This window comes from Caldovatus sediminis (genome assembly GCF_014644455.1).
Taxonomy (GTDB): Bacteria; Pseudomonadota; Alphaproteobacteria; order Acetobacterales; family Acetobacteraceae; genus Caldovatus; species Caldovatus sediminis.
On record NZ_BMKS01000007.1, the window covers coordinates 179,741 to 206,727 of the forward strand.

Genomic DNA, 26,987 nt, shown 5'->3' on the forward strand with positions numbered 1-26,987 from the left:
CCTGGCCGGGACCGCCGGCGCCAACCTGCTGATCGGCGGCGCCGGCAACGACACGCTCTCCGGCGGCGACGGCAACGACACGCTGGTCGGCGGCGCCGGGGCCGACCGCCTGACCGGCGGCGCCGGCGCGGACCTGTTCCTCTACAACTCGGTCGCCGAAGGCGCGGCGGCCACCTTCGACTGGATCACCGACTTCGAGCCTGGCGTGGACAGGCTGAGCGTCGAGGCGATCGACGCCGGTCCGGCACCGGGCGACCAGGGATTCCTGTGGATGGGGACCGGCGGCCTCGCCGGCGGCGGCGTCGCCTCGGCGCGGTACTTCCTGGGGAGCGTCAGCGGGACCCCGGGGCTCATCATTGACTTCGATGTCGACGGCAACGGCGCGATCACCTCGGCCGACATGCGCGTCTTCCTGCAGGGACTGGCCATGATCTCGGAGAGCGACCTGCTCCTCTAGCCGCGATCGCCCTGCGCGTGCGCACCGAAGGCGGGCACGCCAGGGCGTGAAGCGCCGGCGCGAGCGCGCCTCGTCCCGAACCGCCCGGGCACGGTCGGGGCAAATCGGGTCGAGGCCGCCGAATCCCGCCGGGTGCGGAGCCCTTCGTGCGCCTTGCCGCCGCGGGCGCCGCCGGCGCCGATCGGCCCTCAATCAATGCGTCGTCGGTGCCGCGCGGTCGTGGGCTTCGCGGGCCGGCGCGAGGTTTTCCGCTCCGGACGCATCGTCGGCGGCCGGCGCGGAGGGCGCGGCAGCCGTTGCGGACCGCGGCACCGGCAGGGTGACGGAAGCGAGCGCGGCCTGGGTGCGGTTCGCCGCGCCGAGCTTCTTCATGATCTGGCGGACATGCACCTTGACCGTCGGCTCCTTCATGCCGAGCGCGCGGGCGATGGCCTTGTTGGAATGGCCTTCCTGGAGGCGGCTCAGGACCGCCTGCTGCCGCTGGGTGAGGGCGCTCGGGGACGCGGTCGCCGAGATCTCGCCCTTGCGCGCGGCGGCGTGAGTCGCGCCGCGCGGGGCGAGGCCGACGCCCCGGGGGCTCAGCAGCGCCCCGGGCGGGAAGTAGGAGCCGCCGCCCATGATGAAGGCGAAGGCCTGGAGCGTCACGTCCGGATCCGTGCTGGTCGGGATGAAGCCGCGGGCGCCGGCGCGGAACGCGGTCACCACCTCGGCAGGGCTGTCGCAGTCCGAGACCACCGCGAGGGGTGTCCGCGGCAGGGAATCGGCGAGGGTCCTGAGCCAGCCCAGCGCCAGCGGATCGGCGAGCGACATCCCGCCGAGGTTGAGCACCGCCAGGGCGCAGTGTCGGGCCTCGGCCGCCGCCTCGGCGACGAGGTCGGGCGGAATCGCGGCGACGGAGACGCGGTTCGCCTCGGCCCATTCGCGCATCAGCCTGGCCAGCCCGGCGCGGCGCAGAATCATCGAATCGACGACCATCACGACCGGTGCCGCCGCCGCCGCTTCCGCGACCGTCTCTTGCATGGCAGGCTCCGCACATCCTCCAAGGGGGTCGGATGCTTCGCTGAGGCCCGGTCACTCCAGCGGGAACGCGTCGCCGAGCGGCGGCCGACCCTGTTCGCCAATCGTTGCTTTCCGGTGGAAGACCCGCTGCATAGACCTCGCAGGAAAGGAAAGGCCTTGCAGAAAAAGTAAGCCCCTACAGGCGCTTGGCACAATCCAGCCGAAGGCGTAGTGCGTTTAGCCTTGAAGGGGGGGCGGCGGCGAGCCGGAGCGGGACGGCAAGGTCGCGCGCAGAGGAATTCGGCTGAAAGTGTTAGGCTTGGTGCGGCAGCGCCGGCGCCCCCGGTTGCCGTATGGCGGTCGCACGAGCGGCCGGGGCGAGCACGGCGCCGCGGTTGGCCGCACCTCCGGGGGCGCCGGGCGAACGAGGGCGGAGCGGGGACCACGGTCGTTTTCCTTCCCGGGACACGCCGCCGCGACCGTCGTCGTCACGAGGCCCTCGAGCCGCTCGCCGCCCGGTCGCGTCTGCCGTCGGCTGCCTGGGCAAGGCGGGACCGGATCTGGCTCGCCCGCCCCTGCCTGGCCGGGGCGGCCGGCGAGGCCGCCGAAGAGGGCCTAACCCGCCCCGAGAGGGCGCGTCTGCTCCTCCGCGGGGGCACGGAGCGCCGAGGATCCGGGCTTCGGCCGGATCACGAAGGGCGGCGGCGCGGGAGGCGGCAGTTCCGCGCCGCCCTGGCGGACGGCGGAGAGGGCGGCCTGCGTCCGGTTGGACGCGCCGAGCTTCACCATGATCTGCCGGACATGGACCTTCACCGTCGACTCGCACATGGACAGTTCGCGGGCGATCCGCTTGTTCGACAGGCCTTCACGGAGCAGCTTCAGGACCTCGACCTGGCGCGCGGTGAGCGCTCCGGCGCGCCTGGCCACGCGGCCGACGCCTTCCGCATCCTCGGTTCCCTCGCGGACCAGGGCGCCCGCGAGGTCCGCGCCGGCAAGCAGGGCGTCGGGCGGGAAGTAGGCGCCGCCGGCGACGACGAAGCGCAGCGCGCGGATCATCACCGGCGGGTCGATCCGCGCCGTGAAGAAGGCGCGCGCGCCGGCCCTGGCCGCAGCGACGACGGCGGGGGCGTCGTAGCGGTCCGCGAGCACCGCGATCGGCGCCGCGGCGTGGTGCCGGCGCAGGTCGAGCATCGTCGCCTGGATCTCGGGCGCGTCGGCCGAGGCCCCGCCGATGCTCAGCAGCACGAGGTGGACCTCGCCCGGCGGCGCGACGCCGATGGCGGACGCCGCGGACTCGATGACCTCGAGGTCGAGCCCCTCGGCACCCGCCGAGCCTTCCAACAGCCGTGCGAGCCCGGCTCTGCGAAGGGGCAGGTCGTCCATCAGCAGAACCCGAGGCCGGGCATTGTCAGGATGCTCAGGTTCCATGCTTCATCCCCTCAGGCGATGTCCGGATCGAAAGGGCGTCAGAGCGGCCTGGCCGGCTGTGGCCCGCGCCGCGGCGTTCTGCGGCCATGCCCCGTGTCGTCCTGCTCGTCCGGTGGCCGCGTGGCGGCCGCCGGGCCTGCGGGGCCGGTTCCGCCGGTCGCAGCGGGCGTCCTCCGCCGGCAGCGGCGCAGCCTTCACCAACCGATCCCTCCTGGCTTGAACGGCGGTGGTCGGGCGGGGCGCCGCCGGCCGCACGTGCGGCCCGGCAGGGATCCCGGCCAGCGAAGAGCGAGGCAGCGGCGCGCCACAACCTTGCGTTGTCTTTCGCAGTATGGCGTCACACCAAATCTGAACATCAGCTTGGACATTGTCCGGCAAATTTTTAATGAAACCGATAGTGTTCCTAGTGTTTAGGACAAATACAGATACGGCAGGTGTAACATTTTGTTGACGACTTGTTTTTGGATTTTTGTGGCCATCTCTTTCCACGATGGGTAGAGGAGCAGCGATGGCAAGATCATGATATTTTCTGGAATGATATTTTCGAACGAATCCGCAATGAGGTCCCGGCGTCCGGGATCATCGTGGTCCGACATTGCCAGGCGCGGGCCCGAACAGGGCGCGCCCCGCATGCGGCGGCGTCTCATCGCGCCGGCCGGGACGGGCGCCGGCGTGACGGCCGGATCACGACAGCGCATGCCCGACTGGCGGCGTGACGAGCCGGGCCTCGCCAGCGCGCCGTCGCGCGACGCGGCGCGGCGCCGCGCCGGCAGTCAGCGTGGGCGGGAGCGCGAGTAGCGGTCCGGAACAGCCGCGCCGAGGCGAGGGCGAAGCCGGCCGGCGGGGCGCCGCGGAGGGGTGGCGGCGTTTCTCCCGCCGCACGCTCATTGGCCCGAGAACGGTCGGGCCGCCGCCTCGCGCCGCCGCGCCGAGAGGGGCGCTCCCACCGCCAACGCCCGATGAATACCGCGGCGGACCGGCGTGCTCGCCCGCACGAGCAGGTCCTGCCACATCCGGCGCAGCAGCGCGCGCCGGCGGTGGAACTCGAAGTCGAATGCCCCATCGTCGCGACGGCGCAACGCCATCGGTCCAGGCCCGGACATCATGGCTGCCTCCTTGCGGGCGCGGAGCCCGTCCGTCCCGTTCGCGCCGAGGTCCGCCGACTGTGCGGCGTGGCGGGGGGGCCTGCTCCGCCGCGTCCGACCCCCCAGGCCGTGGTCATGCCCGCGAGCCGGCATGGCCGAGCGGACTCTCCGGGATCGGGCGCCTCCCGGCGGCGGGGCGGAGGCCGGGCGCGCGGCGGTCCCGACATGCGAGGGCCGCAACGAAGCCCCCCGACAATCGGACCCGGCCATGCTCTCCTGCGCGGATGCGCCACCCCGACGCCTCACGCCGCCCGATCGTGCCGCCGCCCGGAAGCCGCGGCTACATCGCCGCCATCGTCGCGGCGCAGGTGCTCACCCAGCTCGGCGCCTTCGCGCTGCCGGCCCTGCTGCCCGGCTACATCGCGCGCTGGTCGCTCTCGAATACCGAGGCCGGCTGGCTGCTCGGCATCTTCTTCGCCGCCTACGTCGCGGCCGTGCCGGTGCTGGTGGCGCTGACCGACCGGGTGCCGGCGCGACGCGTCTACCTCGTGGGTGCGGGGTGCACGGCGCTGGCGCACCTCGGCTTCGCCACGCTCGCCGAGGGGTTCTGGTCGGCGCTGGCGCTGCGCGCGCTGGCCGGCGTCGGCTGGGCGGGGGCCTACATGCCGGGGCTGAAGGCGATCGCCGATCCGCTCGAGGGCGCGGCGCAGTCGCGCGCCGTGTCGTGGCACGCGGCCGGCGTCGGCATCTCCGGTGCCGCGTCGTTCGCCGTCGCGGGGCTGTGCGACGCGCTGGCCGGGCCGGGAGCGGCCTTCCTGCTCGGCGCCGCCGCCGCCGGCCTCGCCTTCGGCATCGTCGCCGCGGTGGTGCCGGCGACCGCGCTGCCGGCGCGCGGGGCGGCGGACGGGGAGGGCCCGCGCCGGCAGCGGGCGCTGCTCGACTTCCGGCCGGTGCTGCGCAACCGCCGCGCCATGGCCTGGATCGCCGGCTACACGGTGCACACCTGGGAACTGGCGGCGCTGCGGGCGTGGGCGGTGACCTTCCTCGCCGCGGCCGCCGCGCATGCGGGCGAGGGCGGCGTCCCCGACTGGCTGCCCGGCCCGACCGCGCTCTTCACCCTCGCCGGGCTGGCCGGGATCGCCGTCTCGGTGACCGGGAACGAGGCAGCGCAGCGCCTCGGGCGGTTGCGCGTGGTGAGCCTGGCGATGGGCGTGGCGGCGGCACTGTCGCTGCTCGCGGGCTGGGCGGTGGCGGCGCCGGTGGCGGTCGCCGCGCTGCTGGTGCTGCTGTGGAACGCGGCGGTCTATCTCGACAGCTCGGCGCTGACCGCGGGGACCGTGCAGGCGGCGGAGCCGGGGCTGCGAGGCGCGACCATGGGGCTGCACAGCATGTGCGGCTATGCGGGGGGGTTCCTAGGCCCGCTCGGCGTCGGCGTGGCGCTGGACCTCGGCGGCGGGGCGGGGAGCGTCGTCGGCTGGGGGCTCGGCTTCGGGCACCTCGCGCTGGTCACCCTGGCGGGGCTCGTGGTGCTGCGCCGGCTCGGCCGCGGCGGAGCGGCGCCCGGCTGAACCGCGCCGCCGTCGCGACGCGCGCGGCCGGCACGCACGGGTCCTTGCCCGAACGAACCGGCGGGCGGCTCGGCCGTTCAGGCGTCGCAACCTCCGGAGGGGAGCGGTTCGATGGCGGTAGCGGACGGCGGTGGCGGCGGCCTCGGCGGGTTCCTCGCGGATCTGGGCAGGAGGCGGTCACGGACGATGCGCGAGGTGGCCGAGGACATCGGGCGGCGGGTCGGCGAGGAGATGCGCGGGCGGCAGGCCGCCGCCGACACGCGGGCGGAGCTGGCGCGGCTCTGGCGCCGGATCGAGGAGCTGGTGGAGGACCGCGCCACGCCGGCGGCGTCGCGGATGGCGCGCACGGCCAGCGCCTACGCCGAGGAGGGGCGGGACCTCGCGCTCGACGCGGCCGAGTGGGTGCGCGACGCTGCCCGCGCGCGGCCGCTGCTGGCGATCGGGGTCGCCATCGGCGCGACGTTGCTGGTGGCCGGTCTGCTCGGCGCGTTCGGGCGCGGCGGATCGCGCGGCCGCTGATGCCGGCCGCGCCGCCCGCCCGCGCGGCGGCGCCCGGATTCGCGCCGCGCGCCGTGCCGTGAGGCGGGCGCGCCGCGAGGCCCGCTGCGCTCGGCCATGCCCGCCGCAACGGACCTCGCCCGCCGCCTGTCGAGCCGATTCACGCAGCCGGCGGTTGCCAGCCGTCCGCGGTCCTCCACCCGCCCGGCCGGCGCAGCTCGGCCGGCGCGTAGGGCGCTGCCTCCGCCGGCCGGTGGTCGGGCACCCCAAGGGGCGCGCCTTCGCGCAGCGGCGCGCAGAGCGTGCCGAACGGGCCCAGCGCCGCGGGCGGCGTGCCCGCAAGCGCCGGGCGCCAGCCCGCGGGGAGGGGGATCGGCTCCGCGCCGAGATTGAAGGCGCAGAGCAGCCGCTCGCCCCGCCAGCTGCGCAGGAAGGCGAGCAGCGGCGACGGCGTGTCGAGCGGCTGCAGCTCGCCGAGCCGCAGCGCGGGATGCCGGCGCCGCAGCGCCAGCATCTCCCGGGTGAAGGCGAGCACGCTGCCGGGGTCGGCCTCCTGCGCGTCCACCGCGCGCGCCCGGTGCTCCGGCGGCACCGGCAGCCAGGGCGTCGCGTGCGGTGCGGTGAAGCCGGCATGCGGTGCGGATGCGCGCCAGGGCATAGGCGTGCGGCTGCCGTCGCGGCCGCGGTACTCGGGCCAGTAGGCGAGGCCGAAGGGGTCGCGCAGCGCCTCGAAGGGCAGGTCGGGCTCGGGCAGGCCGAGCTCCTCGCCCTGATAGAGGCAGGCGGCGCCGCGCAGGGTGAGGAGCAGCGCGAGCAGCAGCCTGGCGACGCGCGGATCGCCGGCATGGCCGGGCGGCGCCCAGCGGCTCGCGGCGCGCGGCACGTCGTGGTTGCTGAAGGACCAGCAGAGCGTGCCGCCGGGACCCTCGCCGACGGCCGCCGCGGCGAGCAGCGTCCTCGCCGCGGCGTGGTCGAAGCCGTTGCGCAGCGGGCCCAACGTATAGGCGAGGTGGAGCAGGTCGTCGCCGTCCGTGTAGGCGGCGATGCGGCCGAAGGCGCCCGGCTGGGAGGAGACCTCGCCGAGCAGCGCCGTGCCCGGATGACGGTCCGCCACCGCGCGCAGGCGCCGCAGCACCGCGCGCCCGTCGGGGTGGAGCATGTCGTGGCGGTGGTGCTGAAGCGCGAAGGGCTTGGCCGGGATCACGCCTCCCGGCGGCGGCGCCGGCGGATTGCTGGGCAGCGCGGGATCGTGGGCGAGGAAATCCACCGCGTCCAGCCGGAAGCCGTCCACCCCGCGCGCCAGCCAGAACCGCGCGATCCGCTCGAGGGCGTCGAGCACCGCAGGGTGGCGCAGGTTCAGCGCCGGCTGGGAAGGGAGGAAATGGTGGAGGTAGTACTGGCGCCGCCGCGGCTCCCAGCTCCAGGCGGAGCCGCCGAACACGGACAGCCAGTTGTTGGGCGGCGTGCCGTCCGGCGCCGGATCGGCCCAGACGTACCAGTCGGCGCGCGGGCCGCGGCGGGCGGCGCGGCTCTCCAGGAACCAGGGGTGCCGGTCCGAGGTGTGGCCGGGGACGAGGTCGAGCAGCAGGCGGAGGCCGCGGTCATGTGCGGCGACGACCAGGCGGTCCACATCCTCGACGCGGCCGAACGCGGGGTCCACCGCGCAGTGGTCGGCCACGTCGTAGCCGAAGTCGCGTTGCGGCGAGAGGTAGAAGGGGCAGACCCAGATCGCGTCCACCCCGCCGAGCCCCGCGATGTGGTCGAGGCCGTCGAGGAGACCCGGCAGGTCGCCGAGGCCGTCGCCGTTCGAATCGCGGAAGCTGCGCGGATAGACTTGATAGAGCACCGCACCGCGCCACCAGGGCACGGCGTCGCAGCGCTCCTCGGCCGCGGGGGGCATGGCGGGTTCCGGCTCGGACGGAGAGGTTGAAAATCGGGCGGGCCGATCCGCGTGATGGCGCGGTGCCGGGCGTTGCGCAAGGCCGTCCTCCGCGCGACGCGCGCGGCGCCGGCGGCGCCCGGGGATGGCGTTGCGGAGCCCGGCGCGGCCGGGCATGAAGGCGCCCGCGCCCGCAGCGGTCAGGGGGGATCGGCCAGGTGGTCCAGGCGCTCTTCGTCCACCAGAACTTTCCGGGGCAGTACCGGCACCTCGCGCCCGCGATCGCGCGGCGCAAGGGGGCGCGGGTGATCGGCCTCGGCGAGCGGCCGAACATCGCGCTGCCCGGCGTGCAGCACGTCCGCTACCCCCCGCCGCAGGGGCCGGGCGAGAAGACCCACCGCTACCTGCGCCCGATCGAGGGGGCGGTGCGCCGCGGCCAGGCGGCCGCCCAGGCCTGCGTCGGGCTGCAGCGGCAGGGATTCCGGCCCGACATCATCTGCTGCCACCCCGGATGGGGCGAGGGACTCTACCTGCGCGACGTCTTCCCGGATGCGCGCCTGCTCTACTACTGCGAATACTACTACAACGCGCGCGGCGGCGACGTCGGCTTCGATCCGCAGCAGGAAGTGACGATCGACGAGATGGCGCGGGTGCGGACGCTGAACATCACGCAGCTCCTCTCGCTCGAATCCTGCGACTGGGGCGTGAGCCCGACGGTGTGGCAGCGCAGCCGCTATTCGCCGCTGCTGCGCCACCGCATCTCGGTGGTGCACGAGGGCGTGGACACCGATGCGGCCGCGACGCCGGAGGGGCCGGCCGAGTTCGCGCTGCCGGATGGCCGGGTGCTGCGCCGCGGCGACGAGGTGGTGAGCTTCGTCTCGCGCAACCTCGAACCCTATCGGGGCTTCGACGTCTTCATGCGCGCCCTGCCGGCGATCCTCGGGCGCCGTCCGGCGGCGCAGGTGGTCGTCGTCGGCGGCGAGGAGCGCGGCTATGGCCGCCTGGCGCCGGGCGGCGGGAGCTGGAAGGCCCACCTGCTGAAGGAGCTCGATGGCCGCCTCGACCTCTCGCGCATCCACTTCGTCGGCCGCATCCCGCATCCGGAGCTGCTGGCGCTGTTCCGGGTGACGCGGGCGCACGTGTACCTGACCTATCCCTTCGTGCTCTCCTGGAGCATGATCGAGGCGATGGGCTGCGGGGCGCTCGTCATCGGCTCGGCCACGCCGCCGGTGGAGGAGGTGGTCCGGCACGGCGAGAACGGGCTGCTCGTGGACTTCCACTCGGTGGGGGAGCTGGCGGACACGGTGGTGGGCGCGCTGACCGCCCCCGAGCGCCACGCGCCGCTGCGTGCCGAGGCGCGGCGGACGGCGGTGGAGCGGTACGACCTCCGCACCGTCTGCCTGCCGCGGCAGGTGGCGCTGTTCGACGCGGTGGCGGCGGGCAGGCCGGGCACCGCGGCGATCCCGGCGCCGGCCGGGGAGTGACGCGTGCGGCGCGGCATCCGGGCTGGACAGGCTCGCCCGCCCGGCGCGAGGATTTGCACACTCGAGCGAACGGAGAGTCACGCCATGGCGGGAGTTCTCGCAAGACGCGGATTGCTGGCCGCGACCGGGTCGGCGGCGGCGCTCGGCGCCGCCGGGCTCGGCGCCCGCGCGGCCCGCGCCCAGGCCGGGGGGACGGTGAACTTCATCGGCTGGTCGGCGGCGGTGGACCAGGTGCGCGCGCAGATCAGCGCCTTCGAGCGCGCGACCGGGATCCGCGTCAACTACGAGAACTTCCCCTGGGCGCAGTTCCGCACCGCCCTGGTGACGCGCCTCGTCGGCAACGCGCCGATCGACGTGAGCTGGATCTCCGACGCCTGGCTGCCCGAGTTCGCCGAGGCCGGCTGGCTGGCGAACATCGACGACATCCCCGAACTGATGAAGTACAACGCCGAGGCCGCGGAGTACTGCACGCAGTCCATGCGCTACCGCGGGCGGCAATACGGCCTCGCCTACTACGGCGACCACATGAGCTTCATGGTCAACGCCGAGCTGCTGCAGCGCGCCGGCATCCCGCAGCCGCCGGCGACCTGGGACGAGGTCGTGCAGGCCAGCCTGCGCATCAAGCAGCAGGGGATCGCGGAGTATCCGCTGCTGCTCAGCCTCGCCGCCGACACCTGGCTGATCGAGTTCGTCTCCGCCCTGGTGTTCAGCCACGGCGGGCGCTTCGTGGACGAGCGCGGCGAGGCGGTGATGGCCGATCCCGCCCGCGGCGCGGTGCGCGCGGCGCGCTTCCTGCGCGAGGCGATCCACACCCACCGCATTGTCTCGCCGGGGGCGGTGGAGACGGCGGAGATCAACGGGCTGCGCGCCTTCGGCTCCGGCGCGCATGCCTTCGCCATCGTGCCCACCTACCGCATCCGGGCGCTGAACGACCCCTCGCAGTCGCAGGCGGCGGGCAGGATCCGGCTGGCGCTGATGCCGAAGGGCGGGCCGGAGGGGACGAACGAGACCTGCGGCTGGATCCGCTTCTACGGCATGACGCCGGGGGCGAAGAACGACCGCGCCCGGCGCGAGCGGGCGGCGCGCTTCATCGAGTTCTTCGGCGGCCGCGACACCGCCGGCAACTACTCGATGCAGAAGCTGCTGCTGACGGACCTCGGCCTGCCCTTCTGCACCCTGCCGCTGAACCAGGACCCGGAGGTGCAGGGCTTCTGGACGCGCTGGGCGGGCGAGGGCGGCGGCGCGGTGATCGCGGCGCAGTCGGCGCGGACGCGCAAGAAGGACGTGATCTCGCCCTGGTTCGGCGAGTGGGTGGAGACGGCGAACCAGGCGTGGCAGAGCGTCTGCCTCGGCCGCGCCGAGCCGGAGGCGGCGATGCGCGCGGCGGCGGCGAAATGGACCGAGCTGCGGCGGGCCTTCCGGTAGCGCCGTGCTCCGCCTCGGCTACGACGAGCGCGCCGCCGCGCTCCTGGTGTTCCCCGTGGTGGCGGTGCTGCTTGTGGTCGCCGCCTTTCCGATCCTCTACTCCTTCTGGATCAGCCTGCACGACGTGGTGCTGACGCGGCCGCTGCGGCGGCCCTTCGTCGGGCTCGACAACTACCTGCGGGTGTTCGCCGACGAGCGCTTCTGGATCGCGGTGGCGCGCACCACCGTGTACACGGTGGTGACGGTGGCGGCGACCACCGTGCTCGCCGTGCTGGTGGCGCTGCTGCTGAACGAGGCCTTCCCCGGGCAGCGCCTGCTGAACGCCCTGCTGCTGCTGCCCTGGGCGACGCCCTCGGTCGTCAACGGCCTGATGTGGAAGTGGATCTACGACCCGAGCTACGGCCTGCTCAACGGGCTCCTGGTGCAGCTCGGGGTGCTGGAGCGCTACCGCGCCTGGCTCGGCGACCCGGACCTGACGCTGCTGCTGATCGCCAACGCCGCGGTGTGGAAGCAGATGCCGCTCGCGGCGCTGCTCCTGATCGTGACCATGAAGGCGATCCCGGAGGACCTCTACCGCGCCGCCAAGGTGGACGGGGCGGGGACGTTCCGGCGCTTCCTGCACGTCACCCTGCCGGCGCTGCGGCCGGGGCTGATGCTGGTGCTGGTCTACGAGACGATGATCAGCATCCGCCACTTCGACCTGTTCCTGATCATGACCCAGGGCGGGCCGGGGGACGCGAGCTTCACCCTCTCCTGGTTCATCTACGTCGAGACCTTCCGCTCGCTCCGCTTCGGCACCGGGGCGGCGCTCTCCTACATCCTGGCGATGGCGACCTTCCTCCTCTCCTACCTGTTCATCCGCTTCCTGGGGCGGCGGCTGTGAGCGGGGCGGAGGATCGCCGCGCCCCGCCGCCCGGGCGCGCCGCGGCGCGGCGCCCGGTCGCGCCGCGGCTCGGGCGCGGGCTGCTGCTCGCGGCCTTCTCGCTGCTGTTCGTGCTCTACGTCGCGGGGCCGGTCGCCTGGCTCGTCTCCTCCTCGCTGCAGACCGAGGCGCAGGCGACGGCGGTGCCGCCCAACTGGCTGCCGCCCGAGCCGACGCTCGCCAATTTCGAGGCGATCTTCCGCGCCGGGGAGCGCGTCGTCACCTACGAGACGCGCCGCCAGGGCGACCCGGCGACCGGCGGCTTCCTGCCCACCGGGGCGCAGAACCTGCTGCCCTCGCTCCGCAACAGCCTGGTCGTCGGGCTGTGGGTGGCGGCGCTCAACCTGCTGCTCTCGCTCACCGCCGCCTACGCCATCGCGGTGATCGACTTCCGCGGGCGGCGCGCCACGCTCTACACGGTGCTGGCGACGCGGGTGATCCCGGACATCGCGCTGGTGGTGCCGCTGTTCCTGGTGATCCGCGCCCTCGGCCTGATCAACAGCCTGGCGGCGCTGGTCGTCACCTACCTCGCGGTGACGGTGCCGTTCACCATCTTCATCCTGATCTCCTACTTCGAGGGCATCCCGCGCGACCTCTACCGCGCCGCGCGGGTGGACGGATGCGGGCACTGGGGCGCGCTGCGCCAGGTCTACCTGCCGCTGTCGCTGCCGGCGCTGGTGGCGGCGCTGACCTTCGCCTTCCTGACGAGCTGGAACGAGTTCGTCTTCGCCCTGGTGCTGACGCAGAACGTCGAGGCGCAGACCCTGCCGATCGTGATCTCGGGCTTCGTGATGGATTTCACCACCAGCTTCTCCTTCGTCAACGCCGCCGGCGTGATCGCCATCGTGCCGCCGGTGCTGCTCGCCGTGCTGTTCCAGCGCTACATCGTCTCCGGCCTCACCGCCGGGGCGGTGAAGGGCTAGCGGGCGATGGCGACGATCGTCTGCGAGGCGCTGACCAAGCGCTACGGCGCCGTCACCGCCCTCGACGCGCTCGACCTCACCATCGCGCACGGCGAGTTCATGGTGCTGCTCGGCCCCTCGGGCTGCGGCAAGACCACGACGCTGAACCTGATCGCCGGGCTCGAGGAGGCGAGCGAGGGCCGCCTGCTGTTCGACGGGCGCGACGTCACCTGGCTGCCGCCGCACCGGCGCGAGGTGGCGATGGTGTTCCAGTCCTACGCCCTCTACCCCAACAAGACGGTGTTCGAGAACATCGCCTTCCCGCTGCGCCTGCGCCGCACCCCGCGCGCCGGGATCGAGCGCGCCGTGCGCGCCGCGGCCGAGCAGCTCGAGATCGCGCATCTCCTCGACCGCCGGCCGCACCAGCTCTCGGGCGGGCAGCGCCAGCGGGTGGCGCTGGGGCGGGCGATCGTGCGCAACCCGGCGGCGTTCCTGATGGACGAGCCGCTCTCCAACCTCGATGCCGCGCTGCGGCTCTCGATGCGCTCGCTGATCAAGCGGCTGCACCACCAGCTCCGCGCCACCTTCGTCTACGTCACCCACGACCAGGCGGAGGCGATGACGCTCGCCGACCGCATCGCGGTGATGCGCGGCGGGCTGATCCAGCAGCTCGACACGCCGGAGGGGATCTACGAGCGGCCGGCGAACCTGTTCGTCGCCGGCTTCCTCGGCAGCCCGCCGATCAACCTGATCGAGGGGCGGATCGAGGACGGCGCCTTCCGCCGTGCCGAGCTGCGCCTGCCGGCGCCGCGCGCCGAGCCGGGGCGCGAGGTGGTGCTCGGGCTGCGGCCGGAGGACGTGGAGGCGCCGGCGCCGCACCTCGTTCCGCTCGCCGGACGCGTCGAGCTGGTCTCGCCGCTCGGCTCGGACACCTATGCGGAGGTCTCCGGCCCGGCCGGCACCAGCCTCACGCTCCGCGTGCCCAAGGGATGGCGGGTGCGGGAGGGGGAGGGGATCGAGGTCGGGGTGGACCCGGCGCGGCTGCACCTGTTCGACCGCGCCACCGAGCGGCGCATCGCATGAGCGCCGCCGCCCCCGCGCCGCCGCCCGCGCCGGACGGGCCGCTCGGCCGGCCGCTGCGCCGGCGCGAGGACCGCCGGCTGCTCACCGGCGCCGGCCGCTTCCTCGACGACATCGAGGCGCCGCGCGCGCTGCACGCGGCGTTCGTCCGCAGCCCGCACGCCCATGCGCGCATCCTCGCGGTGGAGGCCGCCGCGGCGCGGGCCCTGCCCGGCGTGGTCGCGGTGCTGGACGGCGCGGACATCGCCCGCCTGGTGGCGCCGCTCCGCCTCGCGCCGCCGATCGAGGGGCTGCATCCGGTCGAGATGCCGCCGCTGCCGCGCGATGTCGCGCGCTTCGTCGGCGATCCGGTGGCGCTGGTGCTGGCGGAGACGCGCGCCGCGGCCGAGGAGGCGGCCGAGCGGGTCGAGGTGGAGTACGAGCCGCTCCCCGCCGTGGCCTCGCTCGCCGCGGCGGAGGCGCCGGATGCGCCGCGGGTGGACCCGGCGCTCCCCTCCAACCGCGTCTCGCGCCAGGAATTCGCGACCCCCGGCCTCGCCGCCGCCTTCGCCCGCGCGGCACGGGTGGTGGAGGCGCGCTTCGGCCAGCAGCGCCAGACCCACGCGCCGATGGAGCCGCGCGGCTGCCTCGCGGTCTGGGATGCCGGGCGCGAGCACCTGACCATGCATGTCGGCACCCAGGCGCCGCATCCCTACCGCAGCGCGCTGGCGGCGCGGCTCGGCCTGCGGGAGTGGCAGGTGACGGTGGTCGCGCCCGACATGGGCGGCGGCTTCGGCCAGAAGATCGTGCCGCTGCGCGAGGACCTCGCCTGCGCCGCCGCGGCGCGGATGCTGAATCGCCCGGTGCGCTGGCGCGAGACGCGGAGCGAGAACCTCGCCGCCGCGCTGCACGCGCGCGAGGAGGAGGTGACGACGCGCGCCGCCGTCGCCGAGGACGGGCGCCTGCTCGCCCTCGCCTGCCGCATCCGCAGCGACTTCGGCGCCTGGTGCTTCTTCCCCGCGAACTACATGGCGCGGGTGGTGGCGCTGATCCTGCCCGGGCCCTACCGGGTGAGGGAGTACGGCTACGAGGTCGAGGTGTTCCTCACCAACAAGTGCCCCTCCGGGCCGATGCGGGCGCCGATGGCCATCGCCTCCTGGGTGATGGAGGGGACGATGGACGCGATCGCGCGCGAGCTCGGCCTCGATCCGCTGGAGGTGCGGCGGCGCAATTCGATCACCGACGCCGACCTGCCCTTCACCACCGCCACCGGCGAACGCTACGACGCGGTGAGCCCACTCGCGACGCTGGAGGCGGCGGCGGCGGGGCTCGGCTACGACGGATGGCGCGCGCGCCAGGCGGCGGAACCGCGGCGGCTGCTCGGCCTCGGCCTGTGCACGGTGATCGAGAGCACCACCTACGGCAGCGCCTTCTACAAGGCCGCCGGCATCCCCGGTTCGGGGCACGAGGCGGCGGTGGTCCGGGTCGAGCCCTCGGGGGCGGTGATCGCCTCCTGCGGCCTGATGGGCTCCGGCCAGGGCTACGAGACGACGCTGGCGCAGGCCGTCGCCGCCGGCCTCGGCTGCGCGGTGGAGGAGGTGGCGGTGCAGCTCGGCCACACCGACATCGCGCCCTACGGCATGGGCAGCCGCGGCGCGCGCGGGGCGACGGCGGGGGGCGGGGCGCTCTACCTCGCCGGGCTCCGGCTGAAGGCGAAGGTGCTGGAGATCGCCGCCGTCCTGCTCGGCCGCAACAGCGCCGACGGCCTCGACCTGCGCGAGGGCAGGGTGGTGCAGCGCACGGCCGAGGGCTGGGCGCCGGCGGGGCCGACGCTCGCCGAGATCGCGCGGCTCGCCCATCTCGACCCGCTGCGCCTGCCGCCGGGGATGGAGCCCGGGCTGCACCAGGTGCTCGCCTACGACCCGCCGGCGATGACCTACGCCAACTCCACCCACGCCTGCGCGGTGGAGATCGACCCGGAGACGGGCGCGCTCTCCGTCCTGCGCTACGTCGTCGCCGAGGACGCGGGGCGGAGGATCAACCCGCTCGTCGTCGCCGGGCAGACCCACGGCGCGACGGCGATGGGCCTCTCCGGCGCGATGCTGGAGCACTCCGCCTACGGCGCGGACGGGCAGATGCTCGCCGCCACCTTCATGGACTACGCGCTCGCCCGCGCCGACGACCTGCCGGCCTTCGAGCTGCTGCACCACGACACGCCGAACCCGCGCACGCCCGCGGGCCTCAAGGGCATGGCCGAGGGCGGGGTGATGGGCGCGATCGGGGCGCTGATGAACGCGGTCAACGACGCGCTGGCCCGGCGCGGCGCGCGGCTGGAGCGCCAGCCCGCCACGCCCGCGCGCATCTGGGCCGCGCTGCAGGGAAGGAGCGAGGCATGAGCGGCACGGGCGCGCCGGAGCGCATCGGCTTCATCGGCACCGGCATCATGGGCGGGCCCATGGCCGGCCATCTGCTGCGCGCGGGCCACCCGCTGACGGTCTTCAACCGCAGCAGGGCGCGCGCGCAGCCGCTTCTGGATGCCGGCGCCGCCTGGGCGGACTCGCCCGCCGCGGTCGCCGCGGCGAGCGACATCGTCATCACCATCGTCGGCTTCCCCGCCGATGTCGAGGAGATCTACCTCGGCCCGCAGGGCCTGATCGCCCACGCCCGGCCGGGCACGCTGCTGATCGACATGACCACCTCCTCGCCCTCGCTCGCCGTGCGCATCGCGCGCGAGGCGGCGGCGCGCGGGGTGCAGGCGCTGGATGCGCCGGTCTCGGGCGGCGATGTCGGGGCGCGCAACGCCACGCTCTCGATCATGGTCGGCGGCGAGGCGGCGGCGTTCGAGCGCGCGCGGCCGGTGTTCGAGCGCATGGGCAGGACGATCAACCACATGGGCGGGCCCGGCGCGGGGCAGCACACCAAGATGGCGAACCAGATCGTCATCGCCTCCACGGTGATGGGCGTGGCCGAGGGCCTCGCCTATGCGCGCGCGGCGGGGCTCGACGGGGCGAAGCTGCTGGCGGCGCTCGGACCGGGCGCGGCGGGATCGGCGCAGCTTGCCGTGCAGGGGCCGAAGATGCTCGCCGGGGACTACGCGCCGGGCTTCATGGTGAAGCACTTCCTCAAGGATCTCGGCATCGCCCTGGCGGAGGCGGAGCGGATGCGCCTCGACCTTCCCGGCCTCGCGCTGGCGAAGCGGCTGTTCGAGCGGGTGCAGGCGGAACCGGGCGGGGCGGAGCGCGGCACGCAGGCCCTCATCCGCGTCTATGGCGGGGCTTCCGCCGGCGCATGAGCTTCGCGAGGCTTGCCGAGGTCTGGCGCGGCCCCTGCGTCGAGAGCGTGCACCACGGCGTCGCCGCGGTTGCCGACGCAACGGGGCGCGTGCTGCACGCCCGGGGCGATCCGGGCTTCGTCACCTTTCCCCGCTCCGCCCTCAAGCCCTTCCAGGCGATCGGCCTGGTGGAGTCCGGCGCCGCCGACGCGCTCGGGCTGGGCGACGAGCACATCGCGCTCGCCTGCGCGTCGCATCGGGCGGAGGACTTCCAGGTGGCGCTGGTGCGCGACTGGCTGCGCCGTCTCGGCCTGGGGGAGGAGGCGCTGGTCTGCGGCCCCGACCTGCCGCGCGGCGCGGAGGACCAGGCGGCGTGGCTGCGCGCCGGCGGCGGGCGGTCGCGCGTGTTCCACAACTGCTCGGGCAAGCATTGCGGCTTCCTCAGCGTGGCGCGGCGGATCGGGGCGCCGGCGGCCGGCTACGACGACCCGGCGCACCTCGCGCAGCGCCTCTTCCTCGCGGCCTTCTCGGAGCTGCTCGGGCGCGATGCGGCGGCGCTGCCGCGGGGCGTGGACGGCTGCGGCCTGCCGGCGCTCGCGCTGTCCGTGGGCGACATGGCGCGCGCCGCGGCGCGGCACGCGGCGGCCGCGGCGGCGTCCGAGTCGCGCCGCGACGCGATCCGCCGCATCCATGCGGCGATGCGGGCGCATCCGGACCACCTTTCGGGGCGCGACCAGCCGACCAGCCGCCTGATCCGCGCCACCGAGGGCCGGGTGCTGGTCAAGGGCGGCGCCGAGGGCTTCGTCGTCGCCTTCGTGCCGGACCGCGGGCTCGGCATCGCGGTGAAGATCGCCGACGGCGCGTCGCGCGCGAAGATGGGCGTGCTCACGATGCTGCTCGGACGTATCGGGCTGCTCGACGCGACGGCCGCCGAGGCGTTGTGCGAGGCGGTGGAGCCCCCGGTCCGCGACAGCAACGGCCGTGTCGTGGGCCGCGTCGCGATCACGCTGCCGCAGGCGGCGTAGCCGCGCGCCGCCGCGCCCGGGCCGGCCATGCGGCATCCGCGGGCCCGCGCCGGCCGGGACGGCCCCTCACGCCCAGGGGAGCGCGGGCGGCGCGATCCGGTCCGCGGTCCGTCCCGCCCAGTCGAGCTCCGGGATCCGCTCCAGCGCCCGGCGCTGCGCCTCCTCCAGCGCCGCCGCCGCCGCCGCGTGGTCGATCGTCAGCACGCGGCCGTCGCGCACCACCTGCGTCCCGTCCACGAAGACGTGCCTCACCGCCCGTTCCGACGCCGAATAGACGAGCGAGCGCAGCGGGTCGCGGCAGGGGCGCATCATCGGGTGGGCGCAGTCCACGAGCACCAGGTCCGCCTTGCAGCCGGGCGCGAGGCGGCCGATGTCCTCGCGCCCCAGGGCCCGCGCGCCGCCGACCGTCGCCGCGGCGAAGATGTCCGCCACCATCGTCTCGCGCGGGTTCCCCGCCACCACGCGCGCCACGTAGGAGACGAGCCGCATCTCGTCGAGCATGTTGTGGGGATAGACGTCGGTGCCGATCCCCATGTTCACCCCCGCCCGGCGGTAGCGCCCGAAATGGTCGAGCGCGATGCCGCGCCGGGCGAACACGGTCGGGCAGTGCGCCACCGTCGCCCCCGCCTCGGCGAGCAGCCGGAGGTCGGTGCCGGCGTCGGGCCAGTGGGTCCAGGGATGGTGGTCGAGGAAGATCGCGTGGCCGAGGATGCTGCGCGGGCCGAGAATGCCGAGGTGCTTCATCCACCCGACCGGCGTCATGCCGTGCCGGCGCGTCATCTCGTGGAACTCGGCGAGCGACTGGGCGGTGTGGACCTGGAAGGGCAGGCGGCGGCGCTCCGCCTCGGCGTAGGACTCGCGCAGCAGCTCGGGGGTGCAGGTGTCGATCTGCGCCGGCGCGACCATGCCGGAGAGGCGGCCCGAGGGGTGCTGCGCGGCCTTGTCGAGCTCGCGCATCGCCGCCTCGAAGGCGGCGCGGCCGGCCTTCTCGTCCCACTCGTACTCGACGCGATGGCCGTTGCGGGTGAACCAGCGCCCGGAGCGGAACATCGGCGCGACGCAGACGCGCAGGCCGGAGGCGGCGAGGATGTCGAGCCAGCCCTCGCTCGGCATCGAGAGGTCGCAGAGGGTGGTGACGCCGGAGAGCAGCAGCTCCGCGAGCGCGACGCCGTAGCAGGCGCGGATGCCCTCGGCGTCCGGGCGCAGCACGGCGAGGTATTCGTAGAGCGAGGTGTTGTAGAGGCCGCGGCTGCCGACCTCGTCCCACATGCCCTTGTTCAGCGGCTCGCTGGAGGGGTGGGCATGGAGGTTGACGAGGCCCGGCATCACCATCAGGTCGCCGCCCTCGATCACCCGCGCGGGGGCGGGGCCGGCGTAGGCCGGGCCGACATGGGTGATCGCGCCGCCGGCGAAGGCCACGTCCAGGCCGGTGCGATAGACGTGCTGCTGCGTCTGCGCGTCCCAGGCGATGGCGAACCGGGCGTTGCGCACCAGGGTGACGTCGGTCATGGGTGCCGCCTTCCTCCTCTGCGGCGGCGAGGCTAGGCGCGGTCCGCGCGCGGCGGGAAGCCCCCCTGCGGGACTCAGCCCGCGAGCGCGCGCCGGACGATCGCGGCGCCCTCGGCCAGGGCGCGCAGCTTGGCGAAGGCCCGCTCGCGCGGGAGGTACTTCATGCCGCAGTCGGGCGCGGGGATGAGCCGTTCCGCCGGCAGGTGGGCGAGGCCGGCGCGGATGCGCGCCGCGACCTGCTCCGCCGTCTCCACCTCCGCCGTGCCGAGGTCGAGCACGCCGAGCAGGATCGTCTTCGGCGCCAGGTCGCGCAGGATGCCGAGGTCGAGCCGCGGCTGCGCCGCCTCGATCGAGATCTGGTCGGCGACGCAGTCGGCGAGCTGGGGCAGGAAGGAGTAGCCGGTGCTCGGCTTGTCCTTCACCTGGTGCGCGTAGCCGAAGCAGAGGTGCACGACGGTGGGGCCCGGCACGCCCTCCAGCGCCCGGTTGATGACCTTCACCCCGTAGCGCCGCGCCGCCTCCGGCCGCGCCTGCAGCCAGGGCTCGTCGAGCTGGATCACGTCGGCGCCGGCCGCCTTGAGGTCGCGCGCCTCCTCGGCGACGGCGGCGGCGTAGGCCATCGCCATCGCCTCCTCGTCGCCGTAGTGCGCGTCCACCGCCTGCTGCGACAGGGTGAAGGGGCCGGGGAGCGTGATCTTGATCCGCCGGTCGGTGTTGGCGCGCAGGAACTCCACGTCGCGCCGCTCGACCGGGCCGCGGCGCCGGATCGGGCCGACGACGCGGGGCACCTGGGTCGGCTTGCCGCCGCGGCTGGTGATCTCGCCCGGGTTCTCGGCGTCTATGCCCTCGAGCGCCAGGGCGAAGCGGTTGGAGTAGCTCTCGCGCCGGATCTCGCCGTCGGTGATGATGTCGATGCCGGCGCGCTCCATGTCGCGGATGGCGAGCAGGGTGGCGTCGTCCTGCGCCTGCTCCAGCACCTCCGGGTCCGGGCGCCAGAAGCCGCGGGCGCGCACGCGCGGGACCAGGTGGCCGAGCAGGACATCGCGGTGGATCAGCCATTCCGGCTGCGGGTAGCTGCCGACGACGGTGGTGGGCAGGAGCGCGGTCTCGGTCCTGGCGGTCATGGTTCGGATCTCTCTCCCGGCGGCCTCGCCCTATGGGCGATGGCGCGGGCAGCGGCAAGTGGGCCGCCGCCGCCCGGCTTGACCGCGCGCCCGCGGCCGGGGGAGAAACCGCGGGCCCGTCCGGACGGCCGGGGCGTGGCATCGGCCCACAGCGAGAGATCGCGAGATGCGCTCCATCGAACGTCGCGCCATCCTCCTCGGCGCCGCCGCGCTCGCCGCCGCGCCGCTGCCCGTGGCGGGGGCGGAGGACTGGCCCGCGCGCCCCGTGCGGCTGGTCATCCCCTTCGCCGCCGGCACGACGACGGACAGCGTCGGCCGGCTGCTGGCGCAGCACCTGAGCCGCGCCTTCGGCCAGTCCTTCGTCGTGGACAACCGCAGCGGCGCGGGCGGCAATGTCGGCACCGCCCAGGTCGCGAAGGCGGCGCCGGACGGCTACACGCTGGTGCTCGGCACCATCGGCACGCACGCGATCAACGTCAGCCTCTATCCCGACATCGGCTTCGACCCGGTGCGCGACTTCACGCCGATCGCGCCCTTCGGCGCCACGCCCGCCGTGCTCGCGGTGCGGCGCGGGCTGGAGGCGGCGAACCTCGCCGAGCTGATCGCGCTGGCGAAGCGGCGGCCGGGGACCCTGACCTTCGCCTCGGCGGGCAACGGCACGACCGGGCATCTCTCGCAGGTGATGCTCGACCGGCGCGCCGGCATCGAGACCGTGCACGTGCCCTACCGCAGCGGCGCCCAGGCGGTGACGGACCTGATCTCGGGGAAGGTGGACGCGATGTTCTACCACTTCCTCGCCCTCGGCCCGCACATCCGCGAGGGCTCGATCCGCGCCGTCGCCGTCACCTCGGACCGGCGCACCGAGGGGCTGCCGGACGTGCCGACCATGGTGGAGGCCGGGCTGCCCGGCTTCGTCGTCGTCGCCTGGTGGGGGCTCTACGCCCCGGCCGGGACGCCGGCGCCGATCGTCGCGCGGCTCAACGAGGCGGTGAACCGCTTCCTGTCCGACCCGGAGGCGCAGGCGAGCCTGCGGGCCCAGGGCGTGGACCCGGTCGGCGGCCCGGCCGAGCGGCTGGCGACCCTGACGCGCGAGGAGATCGCGACCTGGCGGGAGGTCATCCGGGCGGGCGGCATCCGCCCGGATTGACCGGGGCCGCCCGGCGCGCGCACCGTTCGGCCGCGCCGGGGCCCGGCCCGGCGCCGCGCGGGCGGAGGAGGACGGCATGAAGGACCTCGACAGGTTCGCCATCACCGAGGCGGTGCTCGACCGCATCGCCGGCACGCCGGACCCGCGGCTGAAGCGCATCCTCGAGAGCGCGGTGCGCCACCTGCACGACTTCGCGCGCGAGGTCGAGCTGACGCCGGAGGAATGGCTGGCCGGCATCGCCTTCGTCACCGCCGTCGGGCAGGCCTGCACGCCGCGACGGCAGGAGTTCATCCTGCTCTCCGACGTGCTCGGCCTGTCGCGGCTGGTCAACGTCATGCACGACGCGCGCAGCAGGGCGGAGGGGGCGACGGCGACCAGCCTGCTCGGGCCGTTCTTCCGCGAGGACGCGCCGGAGGTGCCGCTCGGCGGATCGCTCGCCGCGCGGCCGGAGAGCGCGGGCGGCAAGGAGATCCTGCTGTTCGGGCGGGTGACGGACGCCGCGGGCGCGCCGGTGCCGGGCGCGACCATGGACCTCTGGCAGGCCGACGCGGCGGGGCGCTACGACCTGCAGGCGGAGGACCCCGCGACCGTGGACATGCGCGGGCGGCTGCGCTGCGACGCCGAGGGGCGCTACCACCTGCGCACCGTCAAGCCGCTCGGCTACTCGGTGCCGATGGGCGGCCCGGTGGGGCGGCTCGTGCGCCAGCAGGGGCGGCACGGCCACCGGCCGGCGCACATCCACGTCCTGGTCACCGCGCCGGGATACCAGGACCTGGTGACGGCGCTCTATTTCGCCGACGACCCGCACATCGCCAGCGACACGGTGTTCGGCGTCTCCGACTCGCTGATCGTGAGCGAGCGCACGGGCCTGCCGGATTCGCCGCGGCCGGACCTGCCCGCGGTGCGCTACGACTTCCGCCTCTCGCCGCTCGCCGCGGGGACGACGAGCGGGCGGGTCGGTGCCGACCCGTCGCGGCTGGCGGTCGCCGCCGCGGCGCAGGGATCGCCCGCCGGGTGACGCCGGCCGCCGGCGGCCCTATCTGCAGACGGAACGCGTTCCGGGAGAGAGATCGCGATGAGCTATCCTGACGTCCTGCTCCACATCAACGGCGAGTGGCGCAAGAGCCGCTCGGGCGAGGCGCTGCCGGTGCTGAACCCGGCGACGGAGGAGCAGATCGGCACCGTCGCCAAGGCGGGCCGCGCCGACCTCGACGAGGCGCTGGCGGCGGCCGAGAAGGGCTTCGCGGCCTGGAGCAGGGTCCCCGCCTTCGACCGCTACAAGCTGATGCGCAAGGCGGCCGACATCTTCCGCGCGCGCGCCGACGAGGTGGCGCGGCTGCTGACGATGGAGCAGGGCAAGCCGCTCGGCGAGGCGAGGATGGAGGTGCTGGCCGGCGCCGACATCATCGACTGGTTCGCCGAGGAGGGCCGGCGCGCCTACGGCCGCGTGATCCCGGCGCGCGGCGAGGGCATCTACCAGCTCGTGATCAAGGAGCCGGTCGGCCCGGTGGCGGCGTTCACGCCGTGGAACTTCCCGATCAACCAGGTGGTGCGCAAGCTCTCGGCGGCGGTGGCGACCGGCTGCTCGATCATCGTCAAGCCGCCGGAGGAGACGCCGGCCTCGCCGGCCGAGCTGCTGCGCGCCTTCCTCGACGCCGGGCTGCCGCCGGGGGTGGCGAACTACGTCTATGGCGTGCCGGCCGAGATCAGCGAGTACCTGATCCCGCATCCGGTGATCCGCAAGGTGACCTTCACCGGCTCGACCGCGGTCGGCAAGCAGCTCGCCGCGCTCGCCGGGCGGCACATGAAGCGGGTGACGATGGAGCTCGGCGGGCACGCGCCGGCGATCGTGTTCGAGGACGCCGACCTCGACCACGCGGTGAGGCTGCTCGCGGGGGCGAAGTTCCGCAACGCCGGGCAGGTCTGCGTCTCGCCGACGCGCTTCCTCGTGCAGGAGAAGCTCTACGAGCCCTTCGTCGAGAAGTTCGTCGCCGCCGCCAGGGCGGTGAAGGTCGGCAACGGGCTGGAGCCGGGAACGCAGATGGGCCCGCTCGCGCACGAGCGGCGCATCCCCTGGGTCGAGGGCCTGGTGGCGGACGCGCGGCAGAAGGGCGCCACGGTGCGGACCGGCGGCGAGCGCATCGGCAACAAGGGCTACTTCTACCAGCCGACGGTGCTGACCGACGTGCCGAAGGAGGCGCGCATGATGAACGAGGAGCCCTTCGGCCCCGTCGCCATGATCGCGCCCTTCCGCGAGTTCGAGGAGGTGGTGGAGGAGGCGAACCGGCTGCCCTACGGCCTCGCCGCCTACGCCTTCACCCGCTCGGCCAAGACCGCGAACGCGATCGCGGCCAAGGTCGAGACCGGGATGATGACGATCAACCACCTCGGCCTGGCGCTGCCGGAGGTGCCGTTCGGCGGGGTGAAGGATTCCGGCTACGGCTCCGAGGGCGGGTCGGAGGCGATCGAGGCCTATCTGAACACGAAGTTCGTCACCCAGGCCGGGCTCTAGGCCGGGCGCGGCCGCCGGCGCTCCGGCGCCGGCGGCGCGCGGCCCTTCAGGTGCCGGTGAAGCGCGGCTTGCGCTTCTCCATCCAGGCGGCGCGGCCCTCGGCCATGTCGCTGGAGCGCTTCGCCGCCGCCGCGCGTTCGGCGATCGCCTTCAGGTCCGCGTCGCCGCGGGCGATGTCGTTCAGCGCCGCCTTCATGCCCTGCACGGCGAGCGGCGCGTTCTCCGCCAGCGTCGCCGCGATCTCGGCGACGCGCGGCATCAGCCGCTCCGGCGGCACCAGCTCGTCGAGGTAGCCGACGCGGAGCAGGTCCTCCGCCTCGAACCGCTCGGCGAGCAGGAACATGCGCTTGGCGGTGTTGAGGCCGAGCCGGCTGACGTAGCGCTGCAGGCCGCCCGGGTAGTAGTGCAGGCCGAGCCGCGCCGCCGGCATGAACATCGCCATCCCCGTCACGCCGATGCGGAAGTCGCAGGCCAGCGCGAGGTCGGTCGCGCCGCCATAGACCCCGCCGTTCAGCGCGCAGATGCTGGGCAGGCGCACGCGCTCCAGCCGGTCGGCGAAGCGGCCGAAGGCGTCCTCGTCCTCCTTCTCCTCGCCGGCGCCGAGGGCGCCGATGTGGAAGCCGGCGCTGAACGACTTGCCGGTCGCGGTGAGCACGAGGACGCGCAGGCCGGGCTGCGCCTCGATGCGGTCGAGCAGGCCGTGCAGCGCGACCAGGTCGGCCGGCTCGATGCGGTTGTGCACCCCCGGGCGGTTGAGCCGGATGGTGGCGACCGCGCCCTCGACGGCGAGCGTCGGCGGCCCGCCGGCATCCCTGGTCATGCCACGCCTCCCTCGATTCCCTCGCGGCGGCTGCTTTCCAGCACCTTCCAGATGCCGTTCGCGGACAGCACCTGCCGCCCGCCGACCGCGAGGTGGCCGCGGACGAAGACGACGGAGCGCGTCCTGCGCACGACCTCGCCGCGCGCCTCGACGAAGTCGCCCGGCATCACCGGGGCGAGGTAGTGCAGGTCGAGCTGGATGGTGGCGCAGCGTAGCGGCCGCACCGCCTCGCGCACGGTCTTGCCGAGCGCGTGGTCCATGATGCTGGCGAGGATGCCGCCGTGCACGACGCCGCGGCCGTTGTTGTGGCGCGGGTCGGTCAGCACGCCGTAGGCGCGGGTGCCCTCGCCCTCGCGGCGCATCCAGAAGGCGCCGATCGCCTCGGGGAAGCCGGAGTCCCTCACCCTCTCCCAGCCGATGGCGGCCGGATCCTCGACGCGTTCGTGCACGGCGCGGCAAGCTCCTTTCCCGGCGCCTTCTAGGGCCCGCCGCGGCCACGGACAAGCCGGCGCGCTTGCGGTCCGGCCCGCGCCGTGGGTTCATGGGCGCGGAGCAACCGTTGCCGCGAGGGAAGCGCCCCATGACCGCCCGGCCGTTCGAAGGCATCCGCATCATCGACGCGACGCACGTGCTGGCGGGGCCGTTCGCCGCCTACCAGCTCGCGCTGCTCGGGGCGGACGTGATCAAGGTCGAGCATCCGGAGGAGCCGGACCAGAGCCGGGACAGCGGCGGCGACCTCGCGCTCAACCGCCGCAGCATGGGGACCTACTTCCTGACGCAGGGTGCGAACAAGCGCTCGATCACGCTCGACCTCAAGACCGAGGGCGGGCGCGAGGTGATGCGCCGCCTGCTCGCCGGCGCCGACGTGCTGGTGGAGAACTACCGCCCCGGCGCCTTCGAGGCGCTCGGCCTCGGCTACGAGGCGGTGTCGGAGTTCAATCCGCGCATCATCTACTGCTCGATCTCCGCCTTCGGGCAGGAGGGGCCGCGCGGCGCGCAGACGGCCTACGACCATGTCATCCAGGCGACCTCCGGCATCATGGCGACGACGGGGACGCCGGAGGTGAACCCGATCAAGTTCGGCTCGCCGGCCATCGACTACGCGACCGGCACGATGGGCGCCTTCGCGCTCTCCGCGGCGCTGTTCCAGCGGGAGAGGACCGGGCGCGGGCAGCGCATAGACCTCGCCATGCTGGACGTGGCGATGATGATGATGGCCTCGCACCTCACCACCTACATGCGCAACGGCAAGGTGGCGAGGCCGAACGGCAACGACCACCTGCACGCGACCAACAGCGCCTACCGGACCAAGGACGGGCTGGTGATGCTGGGGGCGAGCAACCTGCGCCAGCAGAGGCGGCTCTGGGCCGCGCTCGGCCATCCGGAGATGGCCAAGGCCGACAACGAGGCGCGCACCGCCGACCGCGACCGCGAGGCGGCGCTGCTGCGCGAGATCATGCTGACGCGCACGGCGGACGAGTGGGAGGAGTTCCTCCAGGCCCGCCACGTCCCGGCGGCGCGGGTGCGGCGGCTGGACGAGGCGATGGCCGATCCGCACCTCGCCACCCGCAACGTCGTGCACCGGTTTCCGGAGGGCGCGCCGGGCATCGAGGGGCCGTTCGGCGTGCCGGTCGCCGCCTTCAAGTTCGCGCACGGCGGGCCGCGCGTGGATTCGCCGCCGCCGCGGCTCGGCGCGGACACGGAGGCGATCCTCCGCGAACTGGGGTATTCGAACGAGGACGTGGCCGCGCTGCGCGCGCAGCGGGCCGTCTGATACGCGCGGCATCAGAAGTTGACCTGTGCGTAGGCGGGTGAGGCGATGGCGGTGCTGCGCTCGGGCTGATGGGCGAGCCAGTTCCAGGCGTCGCCGCAG

22 protein-coding genes are annotated in these 26,987 nt (G+C 74.4%); 15 read left to right on the forward strand and 7 right to left on the reverse strand.

Going from position 1 to position 26,987, the window contains the following annotated elements; translation table 11 throughout:
- Nucleotides 1–457, forward strand: a 457-nt coding sequence (locus tag IEX99_RS13395; RefSeq protein WP_188901044.1) for a M10 family metallopeptidase C-terminal domain-containing protein, incomplete at its 5' end; no start/stop codon positions are given.
- A 192-nt stretch (nucleotides 458–649) separates the two neighbouring features.
- Here the strand turns inward: IEX99_RS13395 and IEX99_RS13400 are convergent.
- The gene (locus IEX99_RS13400) at nucleotides 650–1,477 is read right to left on the reverse strand and encodes a LuxR C-terminal-related transcriptional regulator (RefSeq protein ID WP_188901046.1); all 828 of its coding nucleotides are present in this window, start codon (nucleotides 1,475–1,477) and stop codon (nucleotides 650–652) included.
- A gap of 594 nt (nucleotides 1,478–2,071) precedes the next feature.
- Nucleotides 2,072–2,839: a LuxR family transcriptional regulator gene (locus IEX99_RS13405; RefSeq protein WP_188901048.1), complete on the reverse strand. Its 768-nt coding sequence runs from the start codon at nucleotides 2,837–2,839 to the stop codon at nucleotides 2,072–2,074.
- A 1,447-nt stretch (nucleotides 2,840–4,286) separates the two neighbouring features.
- Between IEX99_RS13405 and IEX99_RS13410 the strand changes: the two genes are divergently transcribed.
- Both IEX99_RS13410 and IEX99_RS13415 read left to right on the forward strand, forming a co-directional pair.
- Nucleotides 4,287–5,537 (forward strand): MFS transporter, encoded by a 1,251-nt coding sequence (locus tag IEX99_RS13410; protein WP_188901049.1) that lies wholly within the window; start codon nucleotides 4,287–4,289, stop codon nucleotides 5,535–5,537.
- A 186-nt stretch (nucleotides 5,538–5,723) separates the two neighbouring features.
- Nucleotides 5,724–6,056 carry a hypothetical protein gene (locus IEX99_RS13415; RefSeq protein ID WP_188901051.1) on the forward strand — a complete coding sequence of 111 codons (333 nt, stop codon included), beginning with the start codon at nucleotides 5,724–5,726 and terminating at the stop codon, nucleotides 6,054–6,056.
- Nucleotides 6,057–6,195: 139 nt separating this feature from the next.
- On the opposite strand, the gene IEX99_RS13420 is transcribed toward IEX99_RS13415, so the two are convergent.
- Entirely contained in the window at nucleotides 6,196–7,935 is a 1,740-nt protein-coding gene (locus IEX99_RS13420) for an alpha-amylase family glycosyl hydrolase (protein ID WP_188901053.1), read from the reverse strand.
- A gap of 197 nt (nucleotides 7,936–8,132) precedes the next feature.
- Between IEX99_RS13420 and IEX99_RS13425 the strand changes: the two genes are divergently transcribed.
- The 8 genes from IEX99_RS13425 (at nucleotide 8,133) to IEX99_RS13460 (ending at nucleotide 18,002) form a co-directional block, all read left to right on the forward strand.
- Nucleotides 8,133–9,398, forward strand: a complete 1,266-nt coding sequence (locus IEX99_RS13425; protein ID WP_188901055.1) for a glycosyltransferase family 4 protein — start codon at nucleotides 8,133–8,135, stop codon at nucleotides 9,396–9,398.
- A gap of 84 nt (nucleotides 9,399–9,482) precedes the next feature.
- A complete protein-coding gene (locus tag IEX99_RS13430; RefSeq protein ID WP_188901057.1) occupies nucleotides 9,483–10,823 on the forward strand; it encodes an ABC transporter substrate-binding protein in 1,341 nt (446 codons plus the stop codon).
- Nucleotides 10,824–10,827: 4 nt separating this feature from the next.
- Nucleotides 10,828–11,706, forward strand: coding sequence for a carbohydrate ABC transporter permease (locus IEX99_RS13435; RefSeq protein WP_188901059.1), 879 nt, complete (start codon nucleotides 10,828–10,830; stop codon nucleotides 11,704–11,706).
- The gene (locus IEX99_RS13440) at nucleotides 11,703–12,668 is read left to right on the forward strand and encodes a carbohydrate ABC transporter permease (protein ID WP_229678017.1); all 966 of its coding nucleotides are present in this window, start codon (nucleotides 11,703–11,705) and stop codon (nucleotides 12,666–12,668) included. Before IEX99_RS13435 ends, IEX99_RS13440 begins: the two co-directional genes overlap by 4 nt.
- 6 nt (nucleotides 12,669–12,674) lie before the next feature.
- Nucleotides 12,675–13,730 (forward strand): ABC transporter ATP-binding protein, encoded by a 1,056-nt coding sequence (locus IEX99_RS13445; protein ID WP_188901061.1) that lies wholly within the window; start codon nucleotides 12,675–12,677, stop codon nucleotides 13,728–13,730.
- Entirely contained in the window at nucleotides 13,727–16,102 is a 2,376-nt protein-coding gene (locus IEX99_RS13450; RefSeq protein ID WP_188901063.1) for a xanthine dehydrogenase family protein molybdopterin-binding subunit, read from the forward strand. The genes IEX99_RS13445 and IEX99_RS13450 overlap by 4 nt, the downstream gene beginning before the upstream one ends.
- Nucleotides 16,099–16,998: an NAD(P)-dependent oxidoreductase gene (locus IEX99_RS13455; protein ID WP_188901065.1), complete on the forward strand. Its 900-nt coding sequence runs from the start codon at nucleotides 16,099–16,101 to the stop codon at nucleotides 16,996–16,998. The genes IEX99_RS13450 and IEX99_RS13455 overlap by 4 nt, the downstream gene beginning before the upstream one ends.
- Nucleotides 16,995–18,002, forward strand: a complete 1,008-nt coding sequence (locus tag IEX99_RS13460; RefSeq protein ID WP_188901067.1) for an asparaginase — start codon at nucleotides 16,995–16,997, stop codon at nucleotides 18,000–18,002. Before IEX99_RS13455 ends, IEX99_RS13460 begins: the two co-directional genes overlap by 4 nt.
- A gap of 66 nt (nucleotides 18,003–18,068) precedes the next feature.
- On the opposite strand, the gene IEX99_RS13465 is transcribed toward IEX99_RS13460, so the two are convergent.
- A complete protein-coding gene (locus tag IEX99_RS13465; protein WP_188901069.1) occupies nucleotides 18,069–19,511 on the reverse strand; it encodes an amidohydrolase family protein in 1,443 nt (480 codons plus the stop codon).
- Nucleotides 19,512–19,585: 74 nt separating this feature from the next.
- Nucleotides 19,586–20,635 (reverse strand): 5-methyltetrahydropteroyltriglutamate--homocysteine methyltransferase, encoded by a 1,050-nt coding sequence (locus IEX99_RS13470; RefSeq protein WP_188901071.1) that lies wholly within the window; start codon nucleotides 20,633–20,635, stop codon nucleotides 19,586–19,588.
- A 166-nt stretch (nucleotides 20,636–20,801) separates the two neighbouring features.
- On the opposite strand from IEX99_RS13470, the gene IEX99_RS13475 reads away from it, so the two are divergent.
- From IEX99_RS13475 to IEX99_RS13485, 3 genes are all read left to right on the forward strand, one after another.
- Nucleotides 20,802–21,782: a Bug family tripartite tricarboxylate transporter substrate binding protein gene (locus IEX99_RS13475; protein ID WP_188901073.1), complete on the forward strand. Its 981-nt coding sequence runs from the start codon at nucleotides 20,802–20,804 to the stop codon at nucleotides 21,780–21,782.
- Nucleotides 21,783–21,858: 76 nt separating this feature from the next.
- On the forward strand, nucleotides 21,859–22,800 hold the full coding sequence (locus IEX99_RS13480; protein ID WP_188901075.1) for a dioxygenase family protein: 942 nt from the start codon (nucleotides 21,859–21,861) through the stop codon (nucleotides 22,798–22,800).
- Nucleotides 22,801–22,857: 57 nt separating this feature from the next.
- A complete protein-coding gene (locus IEX99_RS13485; RefSeq protein WP_188901077.1) occupies nucleotides 22,858–24,294 on the forward strand; it encodes an NAD-dependent succinate-semialdehyde dehydrogenase in 1,437 nt (478 codons plus the stop codon).
- Nucleotides 24,295–24,340: 46 nt separating this feature from the next.
- Here IEX99_RS13485 and IEX99_RS13490 read toward each other — a convergent pair whose 3' ends face one another.
- Both IEX99_RS13490 and IEX99_RS13495 read right to left on the reverse strand, forming a co-directional pair.
- A complete protein-coding gene (locus IEX99_RS13490; protein WP_188901079.1) occupies nucleotides 24,341–25,114 on the reverse strand; it encodes an enoyl-CoA hydratase/isomerase family protein in 774 nt (257 codons plus the stop codon).
- A complete protein-coding gene (locus IEX99_RS13495; protein ID WP_188901080.1) occupies nucleotides 25,111–25,563 on the reverse strand; it encodes a PaaI family thioesterase in 453 nt (150 codons plus the stop codon). Before IEX99_RS13495 ends, IEX99_RS13490 begins: the two co-directional genes overlap by 4 nt.
- A 131-nt stretch (nucleotides 25,564–25,694) precedes the next feature.
- Here IEX99_RS13495 and IEX99_RS13500 point away from each other — a divergent pair, with 131 nt between their 5' ends.
- Complete coding sequence (locus IEX99_RS13500; RefSeq protein ID WP_188901082.1) at nucleotides 25,695–26,888, forward strand: CaiB/BaiF CoA transferase family protein; 1,194 nt, start codon at nucleotides 25,695–25,697, stop codon at nucleotides 26,886–26,888.
- The last annotated feature ends 99 nt before the right edge of the window (nucleotides 26,889–26,987 follow it).

What these genes read in the sequence shown, in the direction of transcription:
- IEX99_RS13400 (WP_188901046.1), bottom strand. Translation starts at nt 1,477, where the DNA reads ATGCAAGAGACGGTCGCGGAAGCGGCGGCGGCGGCACCGGTCGTGATG.
- IEX99_RS13405 (WP_188901048.1), bottom strand. Translation starts at nt 2,839, where the DNA reads ATGGACGACCTGCCCCTTCGCAGAGCCGGGCTCGCACGGCTGTTGGAA.
- IEX99_RS13415 (WP_188901051.1), top strand. Translation starts at nt 5,724, where the DNA reads ATGCGCGAGGTGGCCGAGGACATCGGGCGGCGGGTCGGCGAGGAGATG.
- IEX99_RS13420 (WP_188901053.1), bottom strand. Translation starts at nt 7,935, where the DNA reads ATGCCCCCCGCGGCCGAGGAGCGCTGCGACGCCGTGCCCTGGTGGCGC.
- IEX99_RS13430 (WP_188901057.1), top strand. Translation starts at nt 9,483, where the DNA reads ATGGCGGGAGTTCTCGCAAGACGCGGATTGCTGGCCGCGACCGGGTCG.
- IEX99_RS13445 (WP_188901061.1), top strand. Translation starts at nt 12,675, where the DNA reads ATGGCGACGATCGTCTGCGAGGCGCTGACCAAGCGCTACGGCGCCGTC.
- IEX99_RS13450 (WP_188901063.1), top strand. Translation starts at nt 13,727, where the DNA reads ATGAGCGCCGCCGCCCCCGCGCCGCCGCCCGCGCCGGACGGGCCGCTC.
- IEX99_RS13455 (WP_188901065.1), top strand. Translation starts at nt 16,099, where the DNA reads ATGAGCGGCACGGGCGCGCCGGAGCGCATCGGCTTCATCGGCACCGGC.
- IEX99_RS13460 (WP_188901067.1), top strand. Translation starts at nt 16,995, where the DNA reads ATGAGCTTCGCGAGGCTTGCCGAGGTCTGGCGCGGCCCCTGCGTCGAG.
- IEX99_RS13465 (WP_188901069.1), bottom strand. Translation starts at nt 19,511, where the DNA reads ATGACCGACGTCACCCTGGTGCGCAACGCCCGGTTCGCCATCGCCTGG.
- IEX99_RS13470 (WP_188901071.1), bottom strand. Translation starts at nt 20,635, where the DNA reads ATGACCGCCAGGACCGAGACCGCGCTCCTGCCCACCACCGTCGTCGGC.
- IEX99_RS13475 (WP_188901073.1), top strand. Translation starts at nt 20,802, where the DNA reads ATGCGCTCCATCGAACGTCGCGCCATCCTCCTCGGCGCCGCCGCGCTC.
- IEX99_RS13480 (WP_188901075.1), top strand. Translation starts at nt 21,859, where the DNA reads ATGAAGGACCTCGACAGGTTCGCCATCACCGAGGCGGTGCTCGACCGC.
- IEX99_RS13485 (WP_188901077.1), top strand. Translation starts at nt 22,858, where the DNA reads ATGAGCTATCCTGACGTCCTGCTCCACATCAACGGCGAGTGGCGCAAG.
- IEX99_RS13490 (WP_188901079.1), bottom strand. Translation starts at nt 25,114, where the DNA reads ATGACCAGGGATGCCGGCGGGCCGCCGACGCTCGCCGTCGAGGGCGCG.
- IEX99_RS13500 (WP_188901082.1), top strand. Translation starts at nt 25,695, where the DNA reads ATGACCGCCCGGCCGTTCGAAGGCATCCGCATCATCGACGCGACGCAC.